Origin of the sequence: Mesorhizobium sp. ESP6-5 (assembly GCF_020164695.1) — a bacterium.
In the GTDB taxonomy this organism is placed as follows: Bacteria; Pseudomonadota; Alphaproteobacteria; order Rhizobiales; family Rhizobiaceae; genus Mesorhizobium; species Mesorhizobium australicum.
The window spans coordinates 94,467-115,424 of record NZ_JAIUGR010000005.1 but is presented as its reverse complement, the minus strand read 5'-3'; the positions used below and the strand labels follow the sequence as shown (position 1 = coordinate 115,424).

Genomic DNA, 20,958 nt, shown 5'->3' with positions numbered 1-20,958 from the left:
GCTCAACTCGTATGGGCGACGATCTTGTCGACCGTTTCGGGGAAGAAGTCGGGCGCGGCATGGCGCTTGCCGAACATCATGTCGTACTGGATCAGCCGGAAGTCGCGGATCGCCGGGTCAATCTCTTTCTGACGCGACCAGTCTGGCGTGGCCGCCCCGGCCGGCGTGAGCAGCAGGTTGCGGTCGACGACGCGATAGCGCTCCCGCATCTCGCCCAGGAAACCGGTGTAGTAAGGGTGGGTGATGCCGGCGGCGGTGAGGATATGATAGGGCAGGAACGCGGGGCTGACCGTGCCCAGATTCTCGACCGGGCCGGAGCGGTTCGACCAGATGATCAGCGGTGTCGCGTGATGTTCGAGGGCGGCTTCCGGCGTCGGTTCCTTGCGCGGCGCGACGTTGTCCTTCAGGAAGCCGGTCTCGACATAGACCGGTCCGAGCGGCGGCAGGTGGTCACCGAAAAAGGCGACAATCGTGGGCCGCTCGCGCCTCTTGGCCCATTCGATCAGCCGTTCAAGGCCGCGGTCCGCGTCGGCTGAACCTTCGGCGTAGGAGAGCAGCGAGTCGCGCGCCCACTGGCTGATCGGCGCTTGCACCGAATGGGTCGGATTCGAATAACGGTTCGGTTCATAGGGGCCGTGGTTCTGCAGACTGACGGCGAAGAAGAACACCGGGTCCTCGCTGGCGTCCGCTTCGCGAATAATCTCGTCGGTCATCGCCGCGTCGGATGCCAGCGGTCCGCGCTTTTCCATGGGCGGCAGCGTCTCTTCCGATTTGAAGTCGTTGAAACCGAAATCGGCATAGACCGCGCCGCGGTTCCAGAACCAGTTCGTGCCTGGATGGATGGCGCGTGCCCTATAGCCTTCGCTCTTCAGGAAGGTCGCCATCGACGGCGTCGGGGTCCGGACATATTGCTGGTAGGGGATGCTGCCGGCCGGCAGGAAAGCATTGGAAAAGCCGGTCAGCGCTTCGAACTCGATGTTGGCGGTCATGCCGCCGAATTCGGGCGAGAACATCGAGCCCGAGCGGAGCGCCCGCACATTGGGCATCGGATCGGGAGTGATGGTGACTCCGGGCAGCTTGGTTGGATCCCAGAAGGATTCGCTCATGACGATGATGATGTCCGGCTTCTGGGCCGGCACCGAGGCGGTCACCTCGGGCCGCTCGATCGCCGCGATCGCCTTGTCGGAATAGCCCGGCGGTGCCGAGACATGCGCCATCGGCACGTTGAGCGCGAAGGCGAGCGCGAAGCCGTTGGAGGCGTAGTTTTCCTTCTGGTCCCACATGATCGGGATGATCTGCAGCCGGTCCCTGGTCCACGAGAAGGTGGCGTAATCCATGATCGAGACGAAGAAGGCGAGCAGCGGCACCGCCAGCGTCAGCCGGGCAAGGCGGCCCTTGCGGCTGAGGGCCGGAACCTTGCGGCGCCATAGCCGCCAGCCGTAGACGAGCAGGGACAGGCCGGCGACGATGCCCGCGACCATGGCCAGCGCTGTCATTGGCCGCTCGCGCACCAAGAGCGGCAGCAGGGCGAAGATCTGGCGGGCGTAGAGGAAATCCGTCGGGTAGAGCGGATCGCCGAGATAATGCGACTTCTGGTGGCCGACAAAGGCCAGCGACAAGGTCAGCGGCGCGACGATCATCAGGCTCTGATGGCTGCGGCCGAGCACCGCGTCGAGACCGATCAGGACCAGCGCGAAGACGACGATGGTTGTCCAGCCCGGCTTGAACGGCTGCAGGAAGAAGGAAACGGTGCCGGCGACATCACCGCGCACGATCAGTTCGATGGCGAACACCAAGACGGCCGAGATCGCCAGGCTGATCAGCCCGTAGCGGACAACAGGCCATCTACGGCCCGGCAGATAGCCGGTGGACGGATCGTCTTCCAGGAACTGCGGCGCCGCGTTGCCGGCACGTTTGAAACTCTTTGCCACTTCAACTTCCCGCCCAAAGACAACCCACGTCATTCGATTGTCATATAATTGTCACGCAAAGCTAGCGCCTGTGGCGGAAATAAGAAGAGCCAGCGAACGATTCGTGAGCGGTTTTCATCAGGTGTGATCGCCAAAAAGCCTTTCGGAACAGGCACTCGCGCGGGGATAGGCCCATTGGCATGGGCTGAAGTGGCTTGACTTGGCGGCCTGCCTTGCGTCACAGGCAGGGAAAATTCGTAGTATCAGGCAAGCAAAACCAGTCAGGGGAGCCCTCGCATGGCCGTTGCATTCACCTTTCCGGGACAGGGTAGCCAGGCTGTCGGCATGGGCAAGGATCTTGCCGATGCCTTTCCCGAGGCACGCAGGATTTTCCAGGAAGTCGATGACGCGCTCGGCGAAAACCTGTCGAAGCTGATCTGGGAAGGTCCCGAAGAGACGCTGACGCTGACGGCCAACGCGCAGCCGGCGCTGATGGCGGTGTCGCTTGCCGCCATCAAGGCGCTGGAATCGCGCGGCTTCTCGCTGAAGGACAAGGTCGCTTATGTCGCCGGCCATTCGCTGGGCGAATATTCGGCACTCGCCGCCGCCGGCTTCGTTTCCGTTGCCGATGCCGCCCGCCTGCTGCGCATCCGCGGCAACGCCATGCAGGCAGCGGTGCCGGCCGGCGAGGGCGCCATGGCGGCGATCATCGGGTTGGAGCAGGCCGATGTCGAAGCCGCCTGTGCTGAGGCCGCTCTTGGGGCCGGCAAGGGGGCCGTCTGCCAGGTGGCGAACGACAATGGCGGCGGCCAACTGGTCATATCAGGGGCGAAGGCGGCGGTTGAACTGGCAGCGAAACTGTGCACCGAAAAAGGCGCCAAACGGGCGCTGATGCTGCAGGTTTCGGCGCCCTTCCATTCCGCGCTGATGACGCCGGCCGCCAATGTCATGCGCGAGGCACTTGCCGGCGTGACAAAGACCGCGCCAATCGTTCCCGTGGTGTCCAACGTATCGGTGCAGCCGTCGACCGATCCCGACGGGATCGCCGGGCGGCTGGTCGAGCAGGTGACCGGTCGCGTCCGCTGGCGCGAAACGGTGGAGTGGTTCGGCGCCAACGGCGTCACCACGCTTTACGAGATCGGTGCCGGCAAGGTGCTTTCAGGACTGGCTCGTCGCATCAACCGCGACATCGCCACCGCCTCCGTGGGTTCCGCAGCCGAGGTCGAGGCGGCTGTGGCTGCGCTGTGACTTGAATTCTTCGCCGCCGACATCTTCTTTGACGAGTTTTTGGAGATATCGGATTACCGCGTAATCTGCGATGTAAAGGACAAGCGTCTGGTCATTCTGGTGGTAACGATTGGCCATCGGGGTGATGTCTATTGATAACCGTCCGTACGATTTGAGAAGAGGACAAGAGATGTTCGAACTGACCGGCCGCAAGGCGCTTGTCACCGGCGCATCGGGGGGCATCGGCGAGGCGATCGCCAGGGTGTTGCATGCGCAAGGCGCGACCGTCGGCCTGCACGGCACGCGCGTTGAGAAACTGGAGACGCTGGCCTCCGAATTGGGCGACCGGGTCAAGCTGTTCCCGGCCAACCTGTCGAACCGTGACGAGGTCAAGGCACTCGGCCAGAAGGCGGAGGCCGATCTCGAAGGCGTGGACATCCTGGTCAACAATGCCGGCATCACCAAGGACGGCCTGTTCGTGCGCATGTCGGACGCCGACTGGGATACGGTGATGGAGGTCAATCTCACCGCCGTTTTCCGGCTGACCCGTGAACTCACTCACCCAATGATGCGCCGCCGCCATGGCCGCATCATCAACATCACTTCGGTGGTCGGGGTGACCGGCAATCCCGGCCAGGCGAATTACTGCGCCTCCAAGGCCGGCATGATCGGCTTGTCCAAATCGCTGGCGCAGGAGATCGCCACCCGCAACATCACCGTCAACTGCGTCGCGCCGGGCTTCATCGAATCGGCGATGACCGACAAGCTCAATGACAAGCAGAAAGAGGCGATCATGGCGGCGATCCCCACCAAGCGCATGGGCACCAGTGCCGAAGTGGCGTCCGCCGTTGCTTATCTGGCTTCGAACGAGGCCGCCTACGTAACCGGGCAGACCATACATGTGAATGGCGGTATGGCGATGATCTGAGCGAGGTCCGACAGCAACGCCGACGGGCTGTGAAAACCCACCATTTCGGCTTGGACCTCGGCTATTTTTCGTGTAATGCGGCCCGCAACCCGGCGGTTCGGGCAAAAACCGGTCCGTGGCCGTTGCGTTTCCGGCAGGACCATCTTTCAGCTTGATTAGCGGCATTCCGCCCGCTAACGAAGACAGACAAACAATAGACGAGGATGCCCCAAATGAGTGACACCGCAGAGCGCGTCAAGAAGATCGTCATCGAGCACCTTGGCGTCGATGCCGACAAAGTGACGGAGCAGGCGAGCTTCATCGATGATCTGGGCGCTGACAGCCTCGACACGGTTGAACTCGTCATGGCGTTTGAAGAAGAATTCGGCGTCGAGATCCCCGATGACGCGGCCGAGACCATCCTGACGGTCGGCGATGCGGTGAAGTACATCGACAAGGCTTCGGCCTGACGCTTTTCGCAGTCGTCACCGGGGAGGACCTGCGATGAGGCGTGTCGTCGTCACGGGCCTTGGCCTGGTTTCGCCGTTCGGTATGGGCTTCGAGCACGGCTGGAAGGAACTGCTGACCGGCCGCAGCGCTGCCAAGCGCGTCACCGAGTTCGAGGTGGACGATCTTGCCTGCAAGATCGCCCACGTCATTCCGCGCGGCGACGGCTCCAACGGCACGCTCAATCCCGAAGCCATTCTTGAGCCGAAGGAACTCCGCAAGATCGGCGACTTCATCCTGTACGGGATCGCGGCCGCCGATGAAGCGCTGAAGGATTCCGGCTGGCAGCCATCAACCGAGGAGGAGCGTTGCGCCACCGGTGTGCTGATCGGCTCCGGTATCGGCGGTCTTGAGGGCATCGCCGAGAACGCGATCATCCTCAAGGAACGCGGCCCGCGTCGCATCAGCCCGTTCTTCATTCCCGGAAACATCATCAATCTCGTGTCGGGCCAGGTTTCGATCCGGCACGGGTTGAAAGGCCCCAACCACGCTGTCGTCACCGCTTGCTCGACCGGCGCGCACGCCATTGGCGACGCCGCCCGGCTGATCATCTTCGGCGATGCCGACATCATGCTGGCTGGCGGCGCCGAATCGCCGGTGACCCGGCTGTCGCTCGCCGGCTTCGCCGCATGCCGGGCGCTGTCGACCGAGCGCAACGATACCCCGCAAACGGCCTCGCGGCCCTATGACCGCGACCGTGACGGCTTCGTTATGGGCGAGGGCGCCGGCGTCCTCGTGCTGGAGGAGCTTGAGCATGCCAAGGCGCGCGGCGCCAAGATCTATGCCGAGGTGACCGGCTACGGCCTGACCGGCGATGCCTATCACATCACCGCACCGGCTGAAGATGGCGATGGCGCTTTCCGTTGCATGACGGCGGCGTTGAACCGGGCAAAGCTTACGCCGGCCGATGTCGACTACATCAATGCGCACGGCACCTCGACCATGGCCGATACGATCGAACTCGGCGCCGTCGAGCGGCTGGTCGGCGATGCGGCGTCGAAGATTTCGATGTCGTCGACCAAGTCGTCGATCGGCCATTTGCTGGGAGCGGCAGGCGCGGCCGAAGCGATCTTTTCGATCCTCGCCATCCGCGACAATATCGCACCGGCGACCATCAACCTCGACAATCCAGAACGCGAAACCGCGATCGACCTGGTGCCGAACAAGCCACGCGCCCGCCAGATCGACGTGGCACTGTCCAATTCCTTCGGCTTCGGTGGCACCAACGCCTCGCTCGTCTTCCAGCGGTATAATGGCTGACGGTCCGGTTACCGGGCAATGCTTTGGCGTGCCGTCAATTTTGCCATATTCGCCCCTACTCTGCCGCAGGGGATTCGTTGAGAGATCGAACGGTAGGGCGACATGAACACTAATCCGTCGGGCAACGGAGAATTCGGGCAAAGGCCGGCGAACACCGGGCCGATCGTGCCGAAAACGGCCAGCGAAGCCTTGCGGCCGGAAGCCGGAACACCGCCGCCGAAACGCTCGCGTGCTTCGCGCAGCCAGGTCGTCGTGTTCATGAACTTCGTCATCTCGGCGGTGATGCTGATCGTTCTGGCGGCGGGCGTGGCCCTCTATTTCGGCAAGCAGGAGTTTACCGAACCCGGCCCATCCGCCAATGGCGACACTTTCCTCGTCAAGCCCAGCACCGGCGTTCAGGACATTGCCGACCAGCTCGAGCGCCGCGGATTGATCAGCGACGCCCGCGTATTCCGCCTCGGGGTGCGTGCCTTCGGCAACGATTCCGCGCTCAAGGCCGGTGAGTACGAGATCAAGCCCAGGGCATCCATGCGCGACATCATGGAACTGCTGAAGAGCGGCAAGTCGGTGATGTATTCGCTGACTATTCCCGAGGGGCTGACGGTCGAGCAGGCCTTGCAGCGCATCGCCGACGAACCGGCTTTGAGCGGCGATATGCCGGCGAAGACACCCCCTGAAGGCAGCCTTGCCACCGACACGCTGCGCTTCACGCGTGGCGCAACGCGTCAGCAGATGGTCGACAAGCTGCTCGCCGATCAGAAGAAACTGGTCGATGAGGTGTGGCAGCGGCGCGCGCCGGATCTGCCCCTAGCCAGCGTCGAGGACTTTGTCACCCTGGCCTCGATCGTCGAGAAGGAAACCGGCAAGGGCGACGAACGCTCGCGCGTGGCCGCCGTCTTCCTGAACCGCTTGGCCAAGGGCATGCGCCTGCAGTCCGATCCGACCATCATCTACGGTCTGTTTGGCGGCAAGGGCAAGCCGGCGGATCGCCCGATCTATCAGTCCGACATCCAGAAGCAGACGCCTTACAACACCTATGTGATCAGCGGCTTGCCGCCGACGCCCATCGCCAATCCGGGCCGCGCGGCCCTCGAGGCCGTGGCCAACCCGTCGAAGACCGACGATCTCTATTTTGTCGCCGACGGCACGGGCGGTCACGTCTTTGCTTCGACGCTGAACGAGCATAATGAAAACGTCGCCCGCTATCGCGCGCTGCAGAAGAAGCAGGCCGATGAGGCAGCCAAGGCCGCTGCTGCCGCCGGTGCCAGCGGCAGTGCCGACAAGCCTGCTGACGACAAGCCAGCTGACGACAAGCCTGCCATTGACAGCGGCACCGATGGCGACAATGGCGATGCTGGCGGTGATGCGGGCGCGGCCCAGTAAGGCGAGGAAAAGCGTTGCCTGGAAGGCGGCGGCCTGACATTTGAAGGAACGCCAGGCGTCCAATTTCGACGTATTCGCGGAATGGTCATTTTAAGTTAAGCCGCACTCGTCCCTCCGGAAAACCGGTTTCGGGGTGAGGCGCCAGGGATGTGCAGGCGACATGAATTTGCAGAGCATGACCGGTTTTGCGCGCGCCGTCGCCGAGCATGACGGCACCTCCATTGCCTGGGAAGTCAAATCCGTCAACGGCAAGAGCGTCGAGGTGCGGTTGCGGCTGCCTCAGGGGTTCGAGCGGTTGGAGCCTGTGCTTCGGCAGACGCTGCAGAAGCGTTTCGCGCGCGGCAACTTCCAGGCGACGTTGACCATCGGCCGTGCAGCCGGCGCGCAGGCGCAACCAGTCGTCAACGAGGTGTTTTTGAAAGATCTCGCCGGCCTGGCCAAGCGATTGCAGGAACAGTTCGGCGTCGCGCCCGCAACGGCTGACGGTTTGCTGTCGCTGCGTGGTGTGCTCGACGTTCCCGAAACCATCGAAACCGACGAGGCGCGGGCCGCGCTCGACACCGCCATCATGGCCGCGCTCGACGTGGCGCTGAACGGCCTGGAACAGGCCCGGCAGGGCGAAGGTGCCGCATTGGCCCTGCTTTTGTCCGGTCATATCGACGCCATCGAGACACTGACCCTGCGCGCGGAAGCGGATCCGTCGCGCGATACGGCGGTGATCCGCGAACGCATCGCCGAGCAGGTCAGGCTGTTGATGGATGCATCCGCCAATCTGGATGCAAGCCGATTGCACATGGAGGCGGCGTTTCTTGCCACTAAGGCCGATATTCGCGAGGAGATCGACCGGCTGAAAACGCATGTCGCATCTGGCCGGGCCTTGCTCGAGGGCGGCGGCGCCGTTGGCCGCAAGCTCGATTTTCTGGCACAGGAATTTAACCGCGAATCGAATACGCTGTGTTCGAAGTCGAATGCCGCCGCCGTCACCGCGATCGGACTGGAACTGAAGGCGGTCGTCGACCAGTTTCGTGAACAGGTCCAGAATCTGGAGTAGCCGATGGTTGCCAAGGAACCGATGGTTGCCAGGGATTTGGGGTCCCGCATCCGCCGCCGGGGGTTGATGCTCGTCCTGTCGTCACCATCGGGTGCCGGCAAGTCGACGATCGCGCGCAATCTTCTTGAGAGCGATTCCAGCCTCGAACTGTCGGTCTCGGTCACCACGAGACCTCGCCGCGGCTCGGAAATCGAGGGCGTTCACTACCATTTCCGCACGATGCGCGAATTCGAGCGGCTGCGTGATTCCGACGCGCTGCTCGAATGGGCCGAAGTGCATGGCAATTGCTATGCGACGCCGCGCGAACCTGCCGAATTGGCGCTGGCGCAGGGGCGCGACATGCTGTTCGACATCGACTGGCAGGGCGCCCAGCAGCTCAAGGAGAAGATGCGCGCCGACATCGTCTCGATCTTCATTCTGCCTCCGTCGATGAAGGAATTGAAGGCGCGGCTGAAGCGCCGCGCTGAGGATCAGGAAGCGGTGATCGAGACGCGGCTGAAGAACGCCCGCAACGAGATCGAGCACTGGAAGGAATATGACTTCGTCATCGTCAACGACGATCTAGACCGTGCTTTCGCCGAAGTGCGCGGCATCGTCGTGGCAGAGCGGCTGCGCCGCGACCGCCGGCCAGGTCTTTTCGATTTCGTGTCGGGCTTGCTGGACGAGAAGACGGATTGACCGCTTTTTCCTTCTTCCCGGATAGTCCTGCGTGAGCGGCGAGAAGAGAGCTACACCGCATTGGTCAGCCGCACGAACTCCTCGACGCTAAGCGTTTCGGCGCGTCGTGTCGGGTCGATCCCCACTCGTTCGAGCAAGGCCTCGCCGCCGAGGCTTTTCACGCTTTGCCGCAGCATCTTTCGGCGTTGGCCGAAGGCGGCTTCCGTGACCCGAGCGAGTTTCTTCACATCGGCGGGCAGGGGTGTCGCGCGGGGCTCGAGATGCACCACCGAAGAGGTGACCTTGGGCGGTGGCGTGAAGGCCTGAGGCGGCACGTCGAAGGCGATCCTGGCCTGCGTGCGCCAGCCGGCGAGCACACCCAGCCGGCCATAGGCGTCGCTGTCGGGCGCTGCGACGATGCGCTGGGCGACCTCACGCTGGAACATTAATGTCATGGAGGCGTAGAAGGGCGGCCAGTCCGTGACCGTCAGCCATCTGACCAGCAGTTCCGTGCCGATATTGTAGGGCAGATTGGCCACGATCCGCACCTGCCCGCTATCTCCAGCCGCCTCCGCGGCGAGGGCGGCGAAGTCGGTCTTCAGCGCGTCGCCCGAAATCACCTCCAGCCGGCCGGGGTAATGAGCCGAGACTTCGGCAAGCGCTGCCAGGCAGCGTTCGTCGCGCTCTATGGCAACGACCCGGCGGGCGCCGTTGGAAAGCAGCGCCCTCGTCAGCCCTCCGGGCCCGGGCCCGACCTCGATCACCGTGGCATTTGTCAGGTCGCCGGCGCTGCGCGCGATCTTGCCTGTCAAATTGAGGTCGAGCAGGAAGTTCTGCCCAAGCGCCTTTTTCGCCTGCAGTCCATGACGCTCGATGACTTCGCGCAGCGGCGGCAGCCCATCGATGCTCATGCGGCCGCGGCCCTTGCGTCGGTGTCGGCGAGTTTTCTGGCGAGCTTCAGCGCCGCGATCAGGCTGTCGGGCCGCGCAATGCCCTTGCCGGCGATGTCGAAGGCGGTGCCATGGTCGGGCGAGGTGCGGATGAAGGGCAGGCCCAGCGTGACGTTGACCGCCTCGTCGAAGGCCAGCGCCTTGGCCGGGATCAAGGCCTGATCGTGATACATGCAAAGTGCCGCGTCGTAACCTGCCCGCGCCCGGGCATGGAACAGCGTGTCGGCGGGCAGGGGGCCGAAAGCATCGATGCCTTCGGCGCGCAGGATGTCGACCGCCGGGCGCACGATGTGCTCGTCTTCCGTGCCCATCGAGCCGCCTTCGCCGGCATGCGGATTGAGGCCGGCAATGGCGAGCCGCGGCCTGGCGATGCCGAAGCGGCTGGCAAGGTCGGCCGCGGCGATGCGCGCGGTCGCGACGATCAATTCGGTGCTCAGGACCTTCGGCACCTCGGCCAGGGCGATGTGGATGGTGACGGGAACGGTGCGCAGGTCGGGGCCTGCCAGCATCATCACCGGCATCGCCTCGACGCCGCTGTGCCGAGCCGCGAGATGCGCCAGATATTCGGTGTGGCCGGGAAAAAGGAAGCCCGCATCATAGAGAGGCTTCTTGGCAATCGGGCAGGTCACGACGGCGGCGGCCTCACCGGCAAGGCAGGCGGCGACCGCACGGTCGATCGCTTCGATGGTGCCGGCCGCATTGGCCGGGTCCGGCCGGCCGGGGCTGTCGATGAAGCGCGCCGTCAGCGGAACGATCGGCAAGGCGTGGCCAAAGACCTCGATCGCCTGCACCGGCGTCACCTCCTGGACGGGCAGCAAAATGCCAAGGCGGTGTGCGCGCGCGGCGACCACAGCCGGGTCGGCCAGCAGATAGAACGGCGGCAAGCCGACGGCGTCACGCGCAAGGAAGGCGGCGATGGCTATTTCAGGGCCGATACCCGATGGGTCGCCGACACTCAACGCCAGCGCGGTCATCGCGCTACCCACGTCAGCGCTTGACGATGCGGGCTTTGGCCTTCAACTCGTCGACATATTTCTTGCTGAGATCGTCGGCGGCCTTGTCGTTGGAGCCTTCGCTCTGGAACACCATCTGGGCGGTCTTGTCGTCGGACACTTCGCGCGACGAACAGATGCCGATGAATTCGACGCCGCGCTCGGTCTCGCGCGTAACGGTGGCGCCGCCGACCTTGGTCGCTTTGATCTGCTCGGCCCAGTCTGGCGGCAGTTGTGGCGCCAGGACCCGGCCGAGATCACGAACCGTGACGTCGATCAGGCCCTTGGCGAACTCGCGCGTCGTGTTGCAGCCGTTGAAGCGAGCGCGCATGGCGTCGGCCTCGCGCTTGCGCTTGGCCAGCGTCGCGCCGCGTTCGGCCGCCGGCACGACGAAGATGACCTGCTGCAGCATGTATTCCATGGCGCTCGGCTTGGCGCCGCCCTTGTCGAGCATGCGTCGCACCGCGTCCTGTTCGGTCACGCTGCCGCCTTCGCCGGAACGGTAGCGCGCGCTCAGGGCCTGGTTCCAGGCCATCTGGGCGCGGATGAACTCCTTGAAATGGTCCTTGCCGACGCCGGATTTTTCCATGACGCCGTCGAGCTGGCCCAGTTGCATCTTGTTGTTGGTGGCAAAGCGTTGATAGGCGGCCTCGACCTGTGCATCGCTGATGCGGATACCAAGCCGCCTGGCCTCGGCGAGCCGCAGCGTCTGATCGATCATTTCCTGGCCAGCATCACCCTTTTTGCGCTGCAGCTTCAGGAAGGCGGCACGATGGGCGATATCACCGGTGGTGATCGGCATGTCGTTGACGACGTATTTGATCTCGCTGGCGAAGGCCGGCGGCGTCATGACGGTCATTGACACGGATGTCGCCGCCACAAGCAACGCGAACCCTGCTGAAAAGAGGTATTTCCTCATCCTTGGCATCCCAATTCTATTCCCGGCTTCGCCCGTTCCGTCCCCTTCCGGATGCGCGAATCCGTGCCAGCCCTATGCGGCGAAACGATGTCGCCGTCTATTGGATGGTGTCGACTCCGTTGCTCGACGAGCCGAAGTCGCCGAGGGTACGGAACGAGAGGTTGAATCCGATGCTTTGCGTCACTTCCCTGGTGTTCAGGTCACGCGACTGTGCGTACGTCATCAGATAGGTGAAGCAGGAATCGTTGTAGGCGAAGCCCACCCCGTCCTTGACCAACAGGCCCTCCTGCAAATCGTAGGTTCCTGTCCCGAATACGCGCCAGTTCTCGGCAAGATGCGTGGATGCACCCAGCGTGACCTCGTGACGGTCGGTGGTGAAACCGTAGAGCGGCTGCGCCTGGATGAAGGCATACTTGGCGCTCAACGACACCGGCAGGCCGGAATAGGCAGCTTTCAGCTCGGCGCGGCGGATCTCGAAGCTCTGTTCGTCGAACCGGCCGCTGACCGAGGCCGCGAATCCATTGGGGCTGGTTATGCCAAACAGGCCGACATAGTCGGACTTGGTGGTCTCAAGGCCTGAATTTGCGCCGACATTGACCAGGTCGGGTGCCGCGAAGGAGTTCTCGCCGCCAATCTGATAGGATTGGCCGAAGATGGCATTGGTCCCCCAGCCATTGATGTAGGAGCCGGAATAGCGCAGCCCGACATTGGCACGCGAGCCGCCCTCGATACGGTCATAACCGGAGAACTTGTCGCGCTCGAACAGCGTGGTCGCATCGAAAACCATGCTCTGCGCGTCTTCGTTCGGAATGGAGAGGCCGCCGACATACTGTTCGTTCGGACGCAGGAACACCTGTGCCATCGGCTCGACAACGTGGCTCGAGCCGCTGGCCAGCGAGAACAACAGCGGCCAGCTCATCTCGAGCCCGGCAGTCGCCATGTAGCGGGCAAAGGACGAGCGCATGTCTTCGCTAGTATTTATCACAGGGTTGGCGGCCATCTCCTGAACGGCCGCAAGCGAAGCTGATGAAGCGCGGACGTAATCAACGTCGCCCTGGAATGCCAGCAGCGGCGTCAATACCAGCCCGTCATCGGTGACGAAGCTCCGTTTCCACTCGGCCTCGGCGGTGAGGCGGCCGGACTCGCCTTCGATACCGCGCACGCGCTGCGCAAGCGTAGAAGAGTCGTATGGCGTGTTGAAAGCCTCGTCGAGATCTTCGCGGCGGATGACGCGCGTGTTGACGTTGAGCGACAACTGGCCGCCGGCGACCGATGTGTCGGGGATATAGGCATAGTCGAGCGAGGGCAGCACCCAGGGCTGCTGGCCGCTTCGCGCGGCGGCATTGTCGTTGGGCGTATCTTCCTGGACCTCGAAATGCATGGCGCGCACGTCGAAATAATTACGGTCGTTGAGACCAGTCAGGTAGACCGAGGACTGATGGACATACGAATTGTACTTGGCGATGTTGTAGGTATTCGAGAAATTCTTATCGGTCTGCAGCAACACGTCCCAGCCGAAATTCCAGCGTTCGTTGATGGCGAACTGCCCTTGCGTGCCCATCATGCCGCGGAACTTGTTCGGATCGCCCACCGCGCCGGAATCGATATTGTGGCCAGCGGTCGAGGGGAACGCGGCGCTGTCGAGGAAGGCGTCCGGATTCTGCTGCTGGATCCCGGCGACCTTAAATGTGTATTCGCCGTTGTTGAAGCGCTGGCGCCATTCGGCTTCGCCGAGGAAGCCCTGCTTGGTGTAACCGCTTCCGGTCACCGTCAGATCATATGTCGGCGAAAGGGCGAAATAATAGGGAACCTTGACGCTATACCCCAGATGGCTGTTGTAGCCGATGCTGGGGATCAGGAAGCCACTCTTGCGCTTCACGGTGGGATCGGCGATCTCGAACGCCGGCAGGTAAGCCAGCGGAAAGCCGAAGAACTCGAAATTCGCGTTCTCGAAGCGAACCGTCTTCTTCTCACCGTTCCAGATGATCTTCCTGGCTTTGACGCGCCATGTCGGCGCCTTGTCGGGCTTGTCCTCGCACGGTTCGCAAGCGGTGTAGACGCCATTGTGGAAGGTGGTCAGCACGCCGCCCATGCGTTCGGCGCTTTCGGCGGCGAAATAGGCCTTGTCGACCGTTTCAACGCGCAGCGCGTTGACGAAACCGTCGGCGAAATCGTCGGTGATGTCGATGTGCTGCGAATTGATCTTAGTGCCGTCGCTGTTGACGATCTCGACATTGCCGCTTGCAACCATCCGCTTGGTGTTGCGGTTGTAGACGACCTTCTGGGCGACGAGGCGGTTGCCGCCGTAGTCGATCTGCACGCCGCCGACGGCGGTCACGGTCTGGTTGTCGTTGTTGTATTCCAGCGTGTCGGCGGCCAGCAGCATCTGCGAACCGGATGGAACGGTGGTCGCCAAGTTGCCGACCTCCTGCGCGAAGGCCGGCAGCGGGACGCCGCAGGCAAGCAGGCACGCCAAGGCGCTCGCCGCATAAAGGCGCGCCAAATGGGCCTGCCTGTCGCTGGGCAAAAACGCCTCCCTCACTAGCCGTCTTCCTTGTATAGCAGGAAAGTCACCCCGAAGAACATAGCTACCACGACCGGCACCCAGGCGGCTATGGCAGTCGGCACGAACCCCGCCACGCCGAACGCCTTCACCAGCACCGAAACGACATAAAGCAGAAACCCGGCAACGACGCCACCCAGAATCATCGTTGCCGATTGTCCCATCCTCGCAAATCGCATTGAAACTGTTGCCGCAATCAGCGTCATGGCGACGAGCAGGAACGGCAACGCCACCAGCGAATCAAACTGCATGGCAAAGGCATTTGCCTTGAGGCCGAAGGAACGGGCAACCTCGATTTTTCCGGGCAGGTCATAGAAGGGAATTGTCTCCGGGCGCGCCAGCCGCTCCTGCACGAATTCCGGCTTCAGATTGGTCTGCACACGATCGCTCGCGACGGGCTGGATGGTGCCGTTCCTGAACGTCTTTACATCCTGCAATTCCCAATAGCCGTCGCGCAGGTAGGCCCGTGCGGCGTCCTTGCGCTCGACAATGTTGCCTTGCTGGTCGAGGATGAAAAACACGGCGTCGGCCATCTCCAGGCCCTGGTCGAGGATAGCCCGCGCGCCGATGATCGTGTCGCCGGAACTGGTTTTCTGGCGAATCCAGGGCGCGGCATCTGCTGAAACGGTATTGGACTTGCCGGAGCGCAGCTCGGTCTCGATCTGTTCGGACAAGGAGAAAGCGTGGGCGGCAAGCGGGTTGATGATCCCGACCGACACGACGCCGAACAGCAATGCGCCGATGCAGCACGGCAAAAGGAACTGCCAGGCGGAGACGCCCGCAGACCGCGCGATGACGAGTTCGTAACGCCGGTTGAGCGAAACCAGCGTCGCCATCGCCGAGAACAAGCCGACAAACGGCACCGTCTGCAGCATGATCATGGGCATTCGAAGGCCTGAAATGGCCATCGCCGTCCCATAGGTGAAGCCCGGCAGGCCAGTGGTGCGGCCCGACAATTCCGTGAAATCGATCAGGAACACCAGCGCCAGAAGGCCGATGAAGAACCAGATCGTGATCGCCACGTAACGGAAGAAGAAGTAACGGCCCAGCGTCCAGCCCATCAGCCGGCTCCCTGGCCCGAGGTGTCGCGCCTGGACAAACGCGACTTGAGGGCATTCCACCCGTCACCGACGCGGCCGGCCAGGTTTGTCATCCAGTCCGCCCAGGCAACCGGCAGTTCCATGGTCCGGTTCGACACGATGAACCAGATCGCCACCGCGGAAGCCGCGATCGGTATGCCATACACCACATAGGAATATTGCGGGACCTCGTCGGCCTTGCTTGCGGCGAAGAACCCCAGCCAGCGTACGAACAGCGATATCGCGATGGCGGTGATCAGCGGATTGACGCGCGCCTCGCGATGCGAACGCGCGTCTCCCGCGACCGCGAGCGCGATCAGTGCGAAAACCATGGAGTATGTCCATTCCGAAAACCGCTGGTCGACCTCCGCCCGGTACTCCTGCGGACTTTGCTGGTAGTTCTTGTCGTTGGGGCTCGGATTGAGCAGGTACTGCGTGGTCTGGTCTTTTGGCAGGAGCGTTACCTGGTTGGCCGCCGACATGAAGGCCGACATGTCGAAGGCATAGGACGTGAACCGGATGACACTGAGGTCGCCTGTCAGCGTCTTGCGATGGATGACGCCGTCATTCATCATCAGCACCTTTTCGCCGCCCCGCTCGATGATGCTGCCGGTCTTGGCATAATAGACGAGATTGACGCCTTCCTCACGGGAATCGGCGACGAAGATGCCACCCAGCCGGTTGTCGGGAAGCCGCTCGCCAATCTGCAGGAACAGTCCTTCCTCGATCTTGCGGAAGGTGCCTTCCTGAATGATCAGCGACAAAAGGTCGGCGCGCGACTCCGCCACCAGGGCGCGGTTCTTCTGTCGTGCATAGGGGTCGATGCCGTTGTCCACGGCGAATGAAAAGACGCTGGCGGCCAGCGCCAGCAGCATGATCGGCCGCACGATGGTCCAGCGCGAGGCACCCGATGCATTGACCACCGCGAGTTCCGAATCCGAATTCATCACGCTGAGTGTCTGCGCGACCGCCACCACGAGCGCGAAAGGCACGACGATCGGAACGATGGAAGGGAGAATGAGAGACGCGACCTCGAAGAAGGTCAAGGCCGACTGGCCGCTGTCCGTGACCAGATTGATCTTGGCCAGCACCTGCGTCGTCCACACGATGGCCAGCGTCCAGACCAGCGCTGCGATGAAGACAACGAAAGTGCGCCGCATGATGTAGCGTTCAATGACCTTCATGAAGGCTTTACTCGATTTTCTCGAACGGCATCATGCCACCACGCTAAGGGTAGCTGTCCGGCGACGCCCGCACAACTGGCTCCGTTGGGCTGCATCAGGCAGGCGATCCGGTTCCCGTCCCACGTCGCGTGCCGCAGCGGGTCGGAGTGTCGGCGGCAATGGATAAGAAAGGACGAACATCGATGGTTAACAACAGGTTGCGGCATGAAGCGGGGCCGTGCCGCGACGAATCGCCTTCGATTCCACGTCTCATATGGGTAGCCATTTTGGCAAAGTCTTGCCAAATGCCGGAAAACGACCAAATGTCGCGGATCACTTCAAACCGCTTCGCGCAAAGTCGCCCAATCCCCGAAAGCAGGACATGATGAACCCGAGACCGTCGATCGCCTTTGCGAAATTCGCCGCGCCCCAGGCGGCGGCGAGCAGGAAGGGCACGGTCTTCGTGCTGTCGGCGGATAATGGCGGCCTGAGCGATGCGGCCAGGGCTTACGATCCGGGCAAGACGCTGGATCGGGCTTTCCCGATCGCCGAGTTTACCGGCAAGCTCGCCGGCATCGTTGAAATCCTGGCGCCGGAAACGACGTCGCTCGACAGGTTGGTCGCGATCGGCGCCGGCAAGGTCGCGGGGCTCGACGAATATGCCTGGCTGAAGCTCGGCGGCACCATTGCGGCATCGCTGCGCAAGGCAACCGACGTGGCCGTGGTGCTCGACCTGGCCGGCGCTTCGCCCGATGGCAAGGACGCCGCGAACCTCGCGGCGGGCATTCTTTTGCGCAGCTATTCCTTCGACAAGTACAAGACCAGGAAGGATAAGGACGACGGCCAAGGGGGCGGCCAGGGGGGCGGCCAAGGGAACGGTAAGCCCGATCCGAAAAAGCCGGTCAAGGTGACCATCCATACCGCCGACCCCGCAGGCGCCAAGAAAGCATTCAGCGATGCCGAGGCGGTGATCGACGGTGTGCTTCTGGCACGCGATCTCGTCAACGAACCGGCAAACGTGCTGGGACCTGTCGAGTTCGCCGCCCGCGCCAAGGAACTCGAGGCACTCGGCGTCAACGTCGAGATCCTGACCGAGAAGGAGATGAAGAAGCTCGGCATGGGCTCGCTGCTCGGCGTCGCGCAAGGCTCGCCCCGGGGCGCCCGCATGGCGGTCATGCAGTGGAACGGCGGCAAGCCGAAGGACAGGCCCGTCGCCTTCGTCGGCAAGGGTGTCACATTCGACACCGGCGGCAATTCGATCAAGCCGGCCTCGGGCATGGAGGACATGAAGGGCGACATGGGCGGGGCCGCCGCCGTGACCGGGTTGATGCATGCGCTTGCCGCGCGCAAAGCCAAGGCCAATGTCGTCGGCATCATCGGTCTTGTCGAAAACGCGGTCGACGGTCATGCCCAGCGCCCCGGCGACATCGTCACCTCCATGTCCGGACAGACCATCGAGGTGCTCAACACCGACGCGGAGGGGCGCCTCGTTCTGGCCGACGCGCTGTGGTACTGCAACGACCGCTTCCAGCCGAAATTCATGGTCAACCTGGCAACGCTGACCGGCGCCATCATGGTTGCGCTCGGCCTGCATTATGCCGGCCTGTTCTCCAACGACGACGAACTGGCGCAAAGGCTGACCGCGGCCGGACAGTCAACGCAGGAACGGCTGTGGCGCATGCCGCTCGGCGCTGAATACGACAAGCTGATCGATTCCAAGAACGCCGACATGAAGAACATCGGCGGCCGCTACGGCGGCGCGATCATTGCCGCGCAGTTCCTGCAGCGCTTCGTCAAGGACACGCCCTGGGCGCATCTCGATATTGCCGGGACCGCGATGGGCTCGCCGTTGAACGAGATCAACCAGTCCTGGGGTTCGGGTTTCGGCGTTCGGCTGCTGGACCGGCTGGTGCGTGATCACTACGAGAGCTGACGTTCGTCCATGGCCGATGTGCTGTTCTACCACCTGACCGAATCGACGCTGGAGGATGCGCTGCCGGGCCTGCTCGAGCGCAGCGTCGATCGCGGCTGGCGCGCCGTGGTGCAGACCGGCACCGAGGAGCGGCGCGACGCGCTCGACCAGCATCTGTGGACTTTCCGCGACGATTCCTTCCTGGCGCACGCGACCGATCGCGAAGCTTATCCCGGTGAACAACCAATCCTGTTGACCACCGGCGACGGCAACCCCAACCAAGCCAAGATCAGGTTCCTCGTAGACGGCGCGGCGCCACCCGACCTTGCCGGCTATGAGCGTGCGGTGTTCCTGTTCGACGGCCATGACGCGGCCCAGGTCGAGATGGCCCGGGCACATTGGAAGACGATGAAGGACGCGGGCCACGCCGTGACCTACTGGCAGCAAGCCGCGGACCGCCGCTGGGAGCGCAAGGCGTAGAGCAATTCCACGGAAAGTGTGGACCTATCCCGGGAAAAGCGCGCAGCGCCTTGCCTGGCGAATTGCGCTAGAACGAAGAGCAGTTCGACGTTCGCCTGGAACGATGAACAACTCCAGCCCGGCGGCTTTCGCGGATGACGGTTCTAAAGCCTTGCCTTGATCCGTGTCTGTTTCCTGGTGACGTAGTCGCCGTATTTCAATTTCGCGGACTCGTCCGACCGGTTCCGATGCGAACTCCTGAAAACGTACCACTCGCCATCAGGCGACTTGCGCTTGTAGATCGCCTTGCCGGTCTGGCGATGCTCGAAGCAGGTCATTGAGCCCTTCACGCCCCAGGAGCCGTGCCATTGCGCGCGGTAGCACAACTTGCCGCCGCCGGGGATGAACCATATCCCGTCGCCATAGCCCGGCTGGCCCTTTTCCGTCGACCAGGCGTTAAATTGCCGCTGCCTGACGGCAAAGAACGCGGCCCCGTGATTGCCCCACATCCACGAACGGTTCTGATAGATCTGGTAGACGCCTTCGTCGGGCACCACGGCGCCCTTTTGCGCCTGCTCGGCGATTTTGGCCGCTGTCTTGGCTGTCGCGGGGACCTGTAAGGCAAGAACAAGAACGGAGCAGGCGAATGCCGCTCCAAGACAATTACCCAGCACTCGTTTCACGGAACTACTCCACGGACTGATTCACGCCACGCCTCATCCATCATGCCGAAACGCTGGTTCGGCATGGATGGCAAACAAACAGAAAGATGGAGATCCATCCCGATCGTGTCGGGACGCATCGGGACGACGCGTCTACGGCAGGACGTGCTGGGTCACCCTCCAGTCGGGCAGACCATAGCCCCCCAGCCACGGCCACACTTCCTTCTGGTTGAAGTAGACAACTGAAGTCAGCGCCGGGAACTCCGCATAGGACTTGCGAGAATCGTCCTGCCACTTCGAAACATAGTCCTGCTTGCCGACATAGCCGAGTTCCGCCACCACGATCGGCTTGTTGAACCCCGCAACGCGATCATAGCCTGGCTTCAGCAACTCGGCGAACGTACGGTCGTGACCGGCCTCGTCGTTGTCCTTTTTCTGCAGGCCGAACACCGACAGGCCGATCACGTCGACATAGTCGTCACCAGGGTAGTATTTTTCCAAGCCTTCATCGCCTTTGGGCGACCACATATATTTGGCCGTGGGGGCGGCCTTGCGGCAGATATCGACTTCGCGCTTGTAGGCGGAAATCCAGTCCTTCGGTGCCCAGTTGGCCCAGGTGAAGCGACCGTTCTTGTCTTCCATTTCTTGCGCCCAGCGAATGGTCACCGGGCTTTTCATCTGTCCCACCAAGCCGCAGATCGCCTGCATATTGGCATCATATCTGCCGCCCAATATGCCGTCTCGCAGCTCGGGCGGGGTGATGCGCCAGTCCTTCGACCAGGTCCACGGCTCGATCGTGATCAACAGCGAGCGCCCGCGCTGCTGGGCATAAGCATCGGCCAGAGGCAGCGTCGATAAATCGACGTCTTCCCAAGGCAGGAACAGTTCCTCGATGCTGGCGGTCTTGTCATTGGTGAAATCGCCATACGGATCGTACGAGCCGAATGCCGACGCGGCGCTGCTCGTCTGAACGGGGTCCGTCACGGGGACGGAGCCGGCGCCTCCCGCCGTGGGGAACGCGGCGCTTCCGCCCAAAACCAGCGTGACTACAAGCGCATTTGCTGCGGAGCGTTTCATTGTTTGCCTCCCAAGGCCCGACTTCCTGCGGAAGCCAAGGCTTCGCCCGGCGCGTCGACGCCTGATCGACACGCCCATCCAACACCCATTGGCTCTATTGGCGTAATCTGCGGGATTTCGGAGCGACCATTGGCGAGTGTGCGAACTTTGCACGGACCCACCCAAAATTATCCCTCAAGGCTCCGATACTGAAGAGCTTCAGAGAGAAAGTTCGCCGCGATACTCACAAATTCGCGTCAACATCCCGATATATCATCCCTAGCTAATTTAAGAGCCGGTC

At 62.7% G+C, this 20,958-nt stretch carries 20 protein-coding genes; 10 read left to right on the top strand and 10 right to left on the bottom strand.

Translation table 11 applies throughout. The features are described from left to right. Positions 1-2: 2 nt before the first annotated feature. Entirely contained in the window at positions 3-1,964 is a 1,962-nt protein-coding gene (locus LB524_RS09800) for an LTA synthase family protein (RefSeq protein ID WP_224525639.1), read from the bottom strand. A 243-nt stretch (positions 1,965-2,207) separates the two neighbouring features. Here LB524_RS09800 and fabD point away from each other — a divergent pair, with 243 nt between their 5' ends. The 5 genes from fabD to fabF all read left to right on the top strand — a co-directional run bounded on the left by fabD (position 2,208) and on the right by fabF (position 5,811). Beyond that, on the top strand, positions 2,208-3,158 hold the full coding sequence (fabD, locus tag LB524_RS09795) for an ACP S-malonyltransferase (RefSeq protein WP_140717941.1): 951 nt from the start codon (positions 2,208-2,210) through the stop codon (positions 3,156-3,158). 39 nt (positions 3,159-3,197) lie between these two features. After that, on the top strand, positions 3,198-3,293 hold the full coding sequence (locus LB524_RS29070; RefSeq protein WP_411909906.1) for a type II toxin-antitoxin system RelE family toxin: 96 nt from the start codon (positions 3,198-3,200) through the stop codon (positions 3,291-3,293). A gap of 34 nt (positions 3,294-3,327) precedes the next feature. Next, complete coding sequence (gene fabG, locus LB524_RS09790) at positions 3,328-4,065, top strand: 3-oxoacyl-[acyl-carrier-protein] reductase (RefSeq protein ID WP_140617222.1); 738 nt, start codon at positions 3,328-3,330, stop codon at positions 4,063-4,065. Positions 4,066-4,277: 212 nt separating this feature from the next. Next, on the top strand, positions 4,278-4,514 hold the full coding sequence (locus tag LB524_RS09785; RefSeq protein WP_006203723.1) for an acyl carrier protein: 237 nt from the start codon (positions 4,278-4,280) through the stop codon (positions 4,512-4,514). Positions 4,515-4,548: 34 nt separating this feature from the next. Continuing rightward, positions 4,549-5,811: a beta-ketoacyl-ACP synthase II gene (fabF, locus tag LB524_RS09780; protein ID WP_023773396.1), complete on the top strand. Its 1,263-nt coding sequence runs from the start codon at positions 4,549-4,551 to the stop codon at positions 5,809-5,811. 8 nt (positions 5,812-5,819) lie between these two features. On the opposite strand, the gene LB524_RS09775 is transcribed toward fabF, so the two are convergent. Then, the gene (locus LB524_RS09775) at positions 5,820-6,071 is read right to left on the bottom strand and encodes a hypothetical protein (RefSeq protein WP_224525637.1); all 252 of its coding nucleotides are present in this window, start codon (positions 6,069-6,071) and stop codon (positions 5,820-5,822) included. On the opposite strand from LB524_RS09775, the gene mltG reads away from it, so the two are divergent. The 3 genes from mltG to gmk all read left to right on the top strand — a co-directional run bounded on the left by mltG (position 6,070) and on the right by gmk (position 8,923). After that, on the top strand, positions 6,070-7,194 hold the full coding sequence (gene mltG, locus LB524_RS09770) for an endolytic transglycosylase MltG (protein ID WP_224525635.1): 1,125 nt from the start codon (positions 6,070-6,072) through the stop codon (positions 7,192-7,194). The two genes, LB524_RS09775 and mltG, sit on opposite strands and share 2 nt — an antisense overlap. Positions 7,195-7,354: 160 nt before the next feature. Continuing rightward, positions 7,355-8,245 (top strand): YicC/YloC family endoribonuclease, encoded by an 891-nt coding sequence (locus LB524_RS09765; RefSeq protein ID WP_224525633.1) that lies wholly within the window; start codon positions 7,355-7,357, stop codon positions 8,243-8,245. A gap of 21 nt (positions 8,246-8,266) precedes the next feature. After that, positions 8,267-8,923, top strand: coding sequence for a guanylate kinase (gene gmk / locus LB524_RS09760; RefSeq protein WP_023773399.1), 657 nt, complete (start codon positions 8,267-8,269; stop codon positions 8,921-8,923). Positions 8,924-8,973: 50 nt separating this feature from the next. Here gmk and rsmA read toward each other — a convergent pair whose 3' ends face one another. From rsmA to lptF, 6 genes are all read right to left on the bottom strand, one after another. Continuing rightward, positions 8,974-9,813, bottom strand: a complete 840-nt coding sequence (gene rsmA / locus LB524_RS09755) for a 16S rRNA (adenine(1518)-N(6)/adenine(1519)-N(6))-dimethyltransferase RsmA (protein WP_015318500.1) — start codon at positions 9,811-9,813, stop codon at positions 8,974-8,976. Beyond that, complete coding sequence (pdxA, locus tag LB524_RS09750) at positions 9,810-10,826, bottom strand: 4-hydroxythreonine-4-phosphate dehydrogenase PdxA (RefSeq protein ID WP_015318499.1); 1,017 nt, start codon at positions 10,824-10,826, stop codon at positions 9,810-9,812. The genes rsmA and pdxA overlap by 4 nt, the downstream gene beginning before the upstream one ends. Before the next feature lie 13 nt (positions 10,827-10,839). Next, on the bottom strand, positions 10,840-11,772 hold the full coding sequence (locus LB524_RS09745; protein ID WP_224525631.1) for a peptidylprolyl isomerase: 933 nt from the start codon (positions 11,770-11,772) through the stop codon (positions 10,840-10,842). An 88-nt stretch (positions 11,773-11,860) separates the two neighbouring features. Further along, complete coding sequence (locus tag LB524_RS09740; RefSeq protein WP_224525627.1) at positions 11,861-14,305, bottom strand: LPS-assembly protein LptD; 2,445 nt, start codon at positions 14,303-14,305, stop codon at positions 11,861-11,863. After that, on the bottom strand, positions 14,305-15,390 hold the full coding sequence (gene lptG / locus LB524_RS09735) for an LPS export ABC transporter permease LptG (RefSeq protein ID WP_181171237.1): 1,086 nt from the start codon (positions 15,388-15,390) through the stop codon (positions 14,305-14,307). Before lptG ends, LB524_RS09740 begins: the two co-directional genes overlap by 1 nt. Beyond that, positions 15,387-16,589, bottom strand: a complete 1,203-nt coding sequence (lptF, locus tag LB524_RS09730; protein ID WP_224525624.1) for an LPS export ABC transporter permease LptF — start codon at positions 16,587-16,589, stop codon at positions 15,387-15,389. The genes lptG and lptF overlap by 4 nt, the downstream gene beginning before the upstream one ends. A gap of 364 nt (positions 16,590-16,953) precedes the next feature. Here lptF and LB524_RS09725 point away from each other — a divergent pair, with 364 nt between their 5' ends. Then, on the top strand, positions 16,954-18,501 hold the full coding sequence (locus LB524_RS09725) for a leucyl aminopeptidase (protein WP_140726351.1): 1,548 nt from the start codon (positions 16,954-16,956) through the stop codon (positions 18,499-18,501). A gap of 9 nt (positions 18,502-18,510) precedes the next feature. Further along, positions 18,511-18,960, top strand: coding sequence for a DNA polymerase III subunit chi (locus tag LB524_RS09720; RefSeq protein WP_140617213.1), 450 nt, complete (start codon positions 18,511-18,513; stop codon positions 18,958-18,960). A gap of 143 nt (positions 18,961-19,103) precedes the next feature. On the opposite strand, the gene LB524_RS09715 is transcribed toward LB524_RS09720, so the two are convergent. Then, positions 19,104-19,622, bottom strand: coding sequence for a DUF995 domain-containing protein (locus tag LB524_RS09715; protein ID WP_015318492.1), 519 nt, complete (start codon positions 19,620-19,622; stop codon positions 19,104-19,106). 132 nt (positions 19,623-19,754) lie between these two features. Then, positions 19,755-20,678 (bottom strand): glycoside hydrolase family 26 protein, encoded by a 924-nt coding sequence (locus LB524_RS09710; RefSeq protein ID WP_015318491.1) that lies wholly within the window; start codon positions 20,676-20,678, stop codon positions 19,755-19,757. Positions 20,679-20,958: the final 280 nt, after the last annotated feature.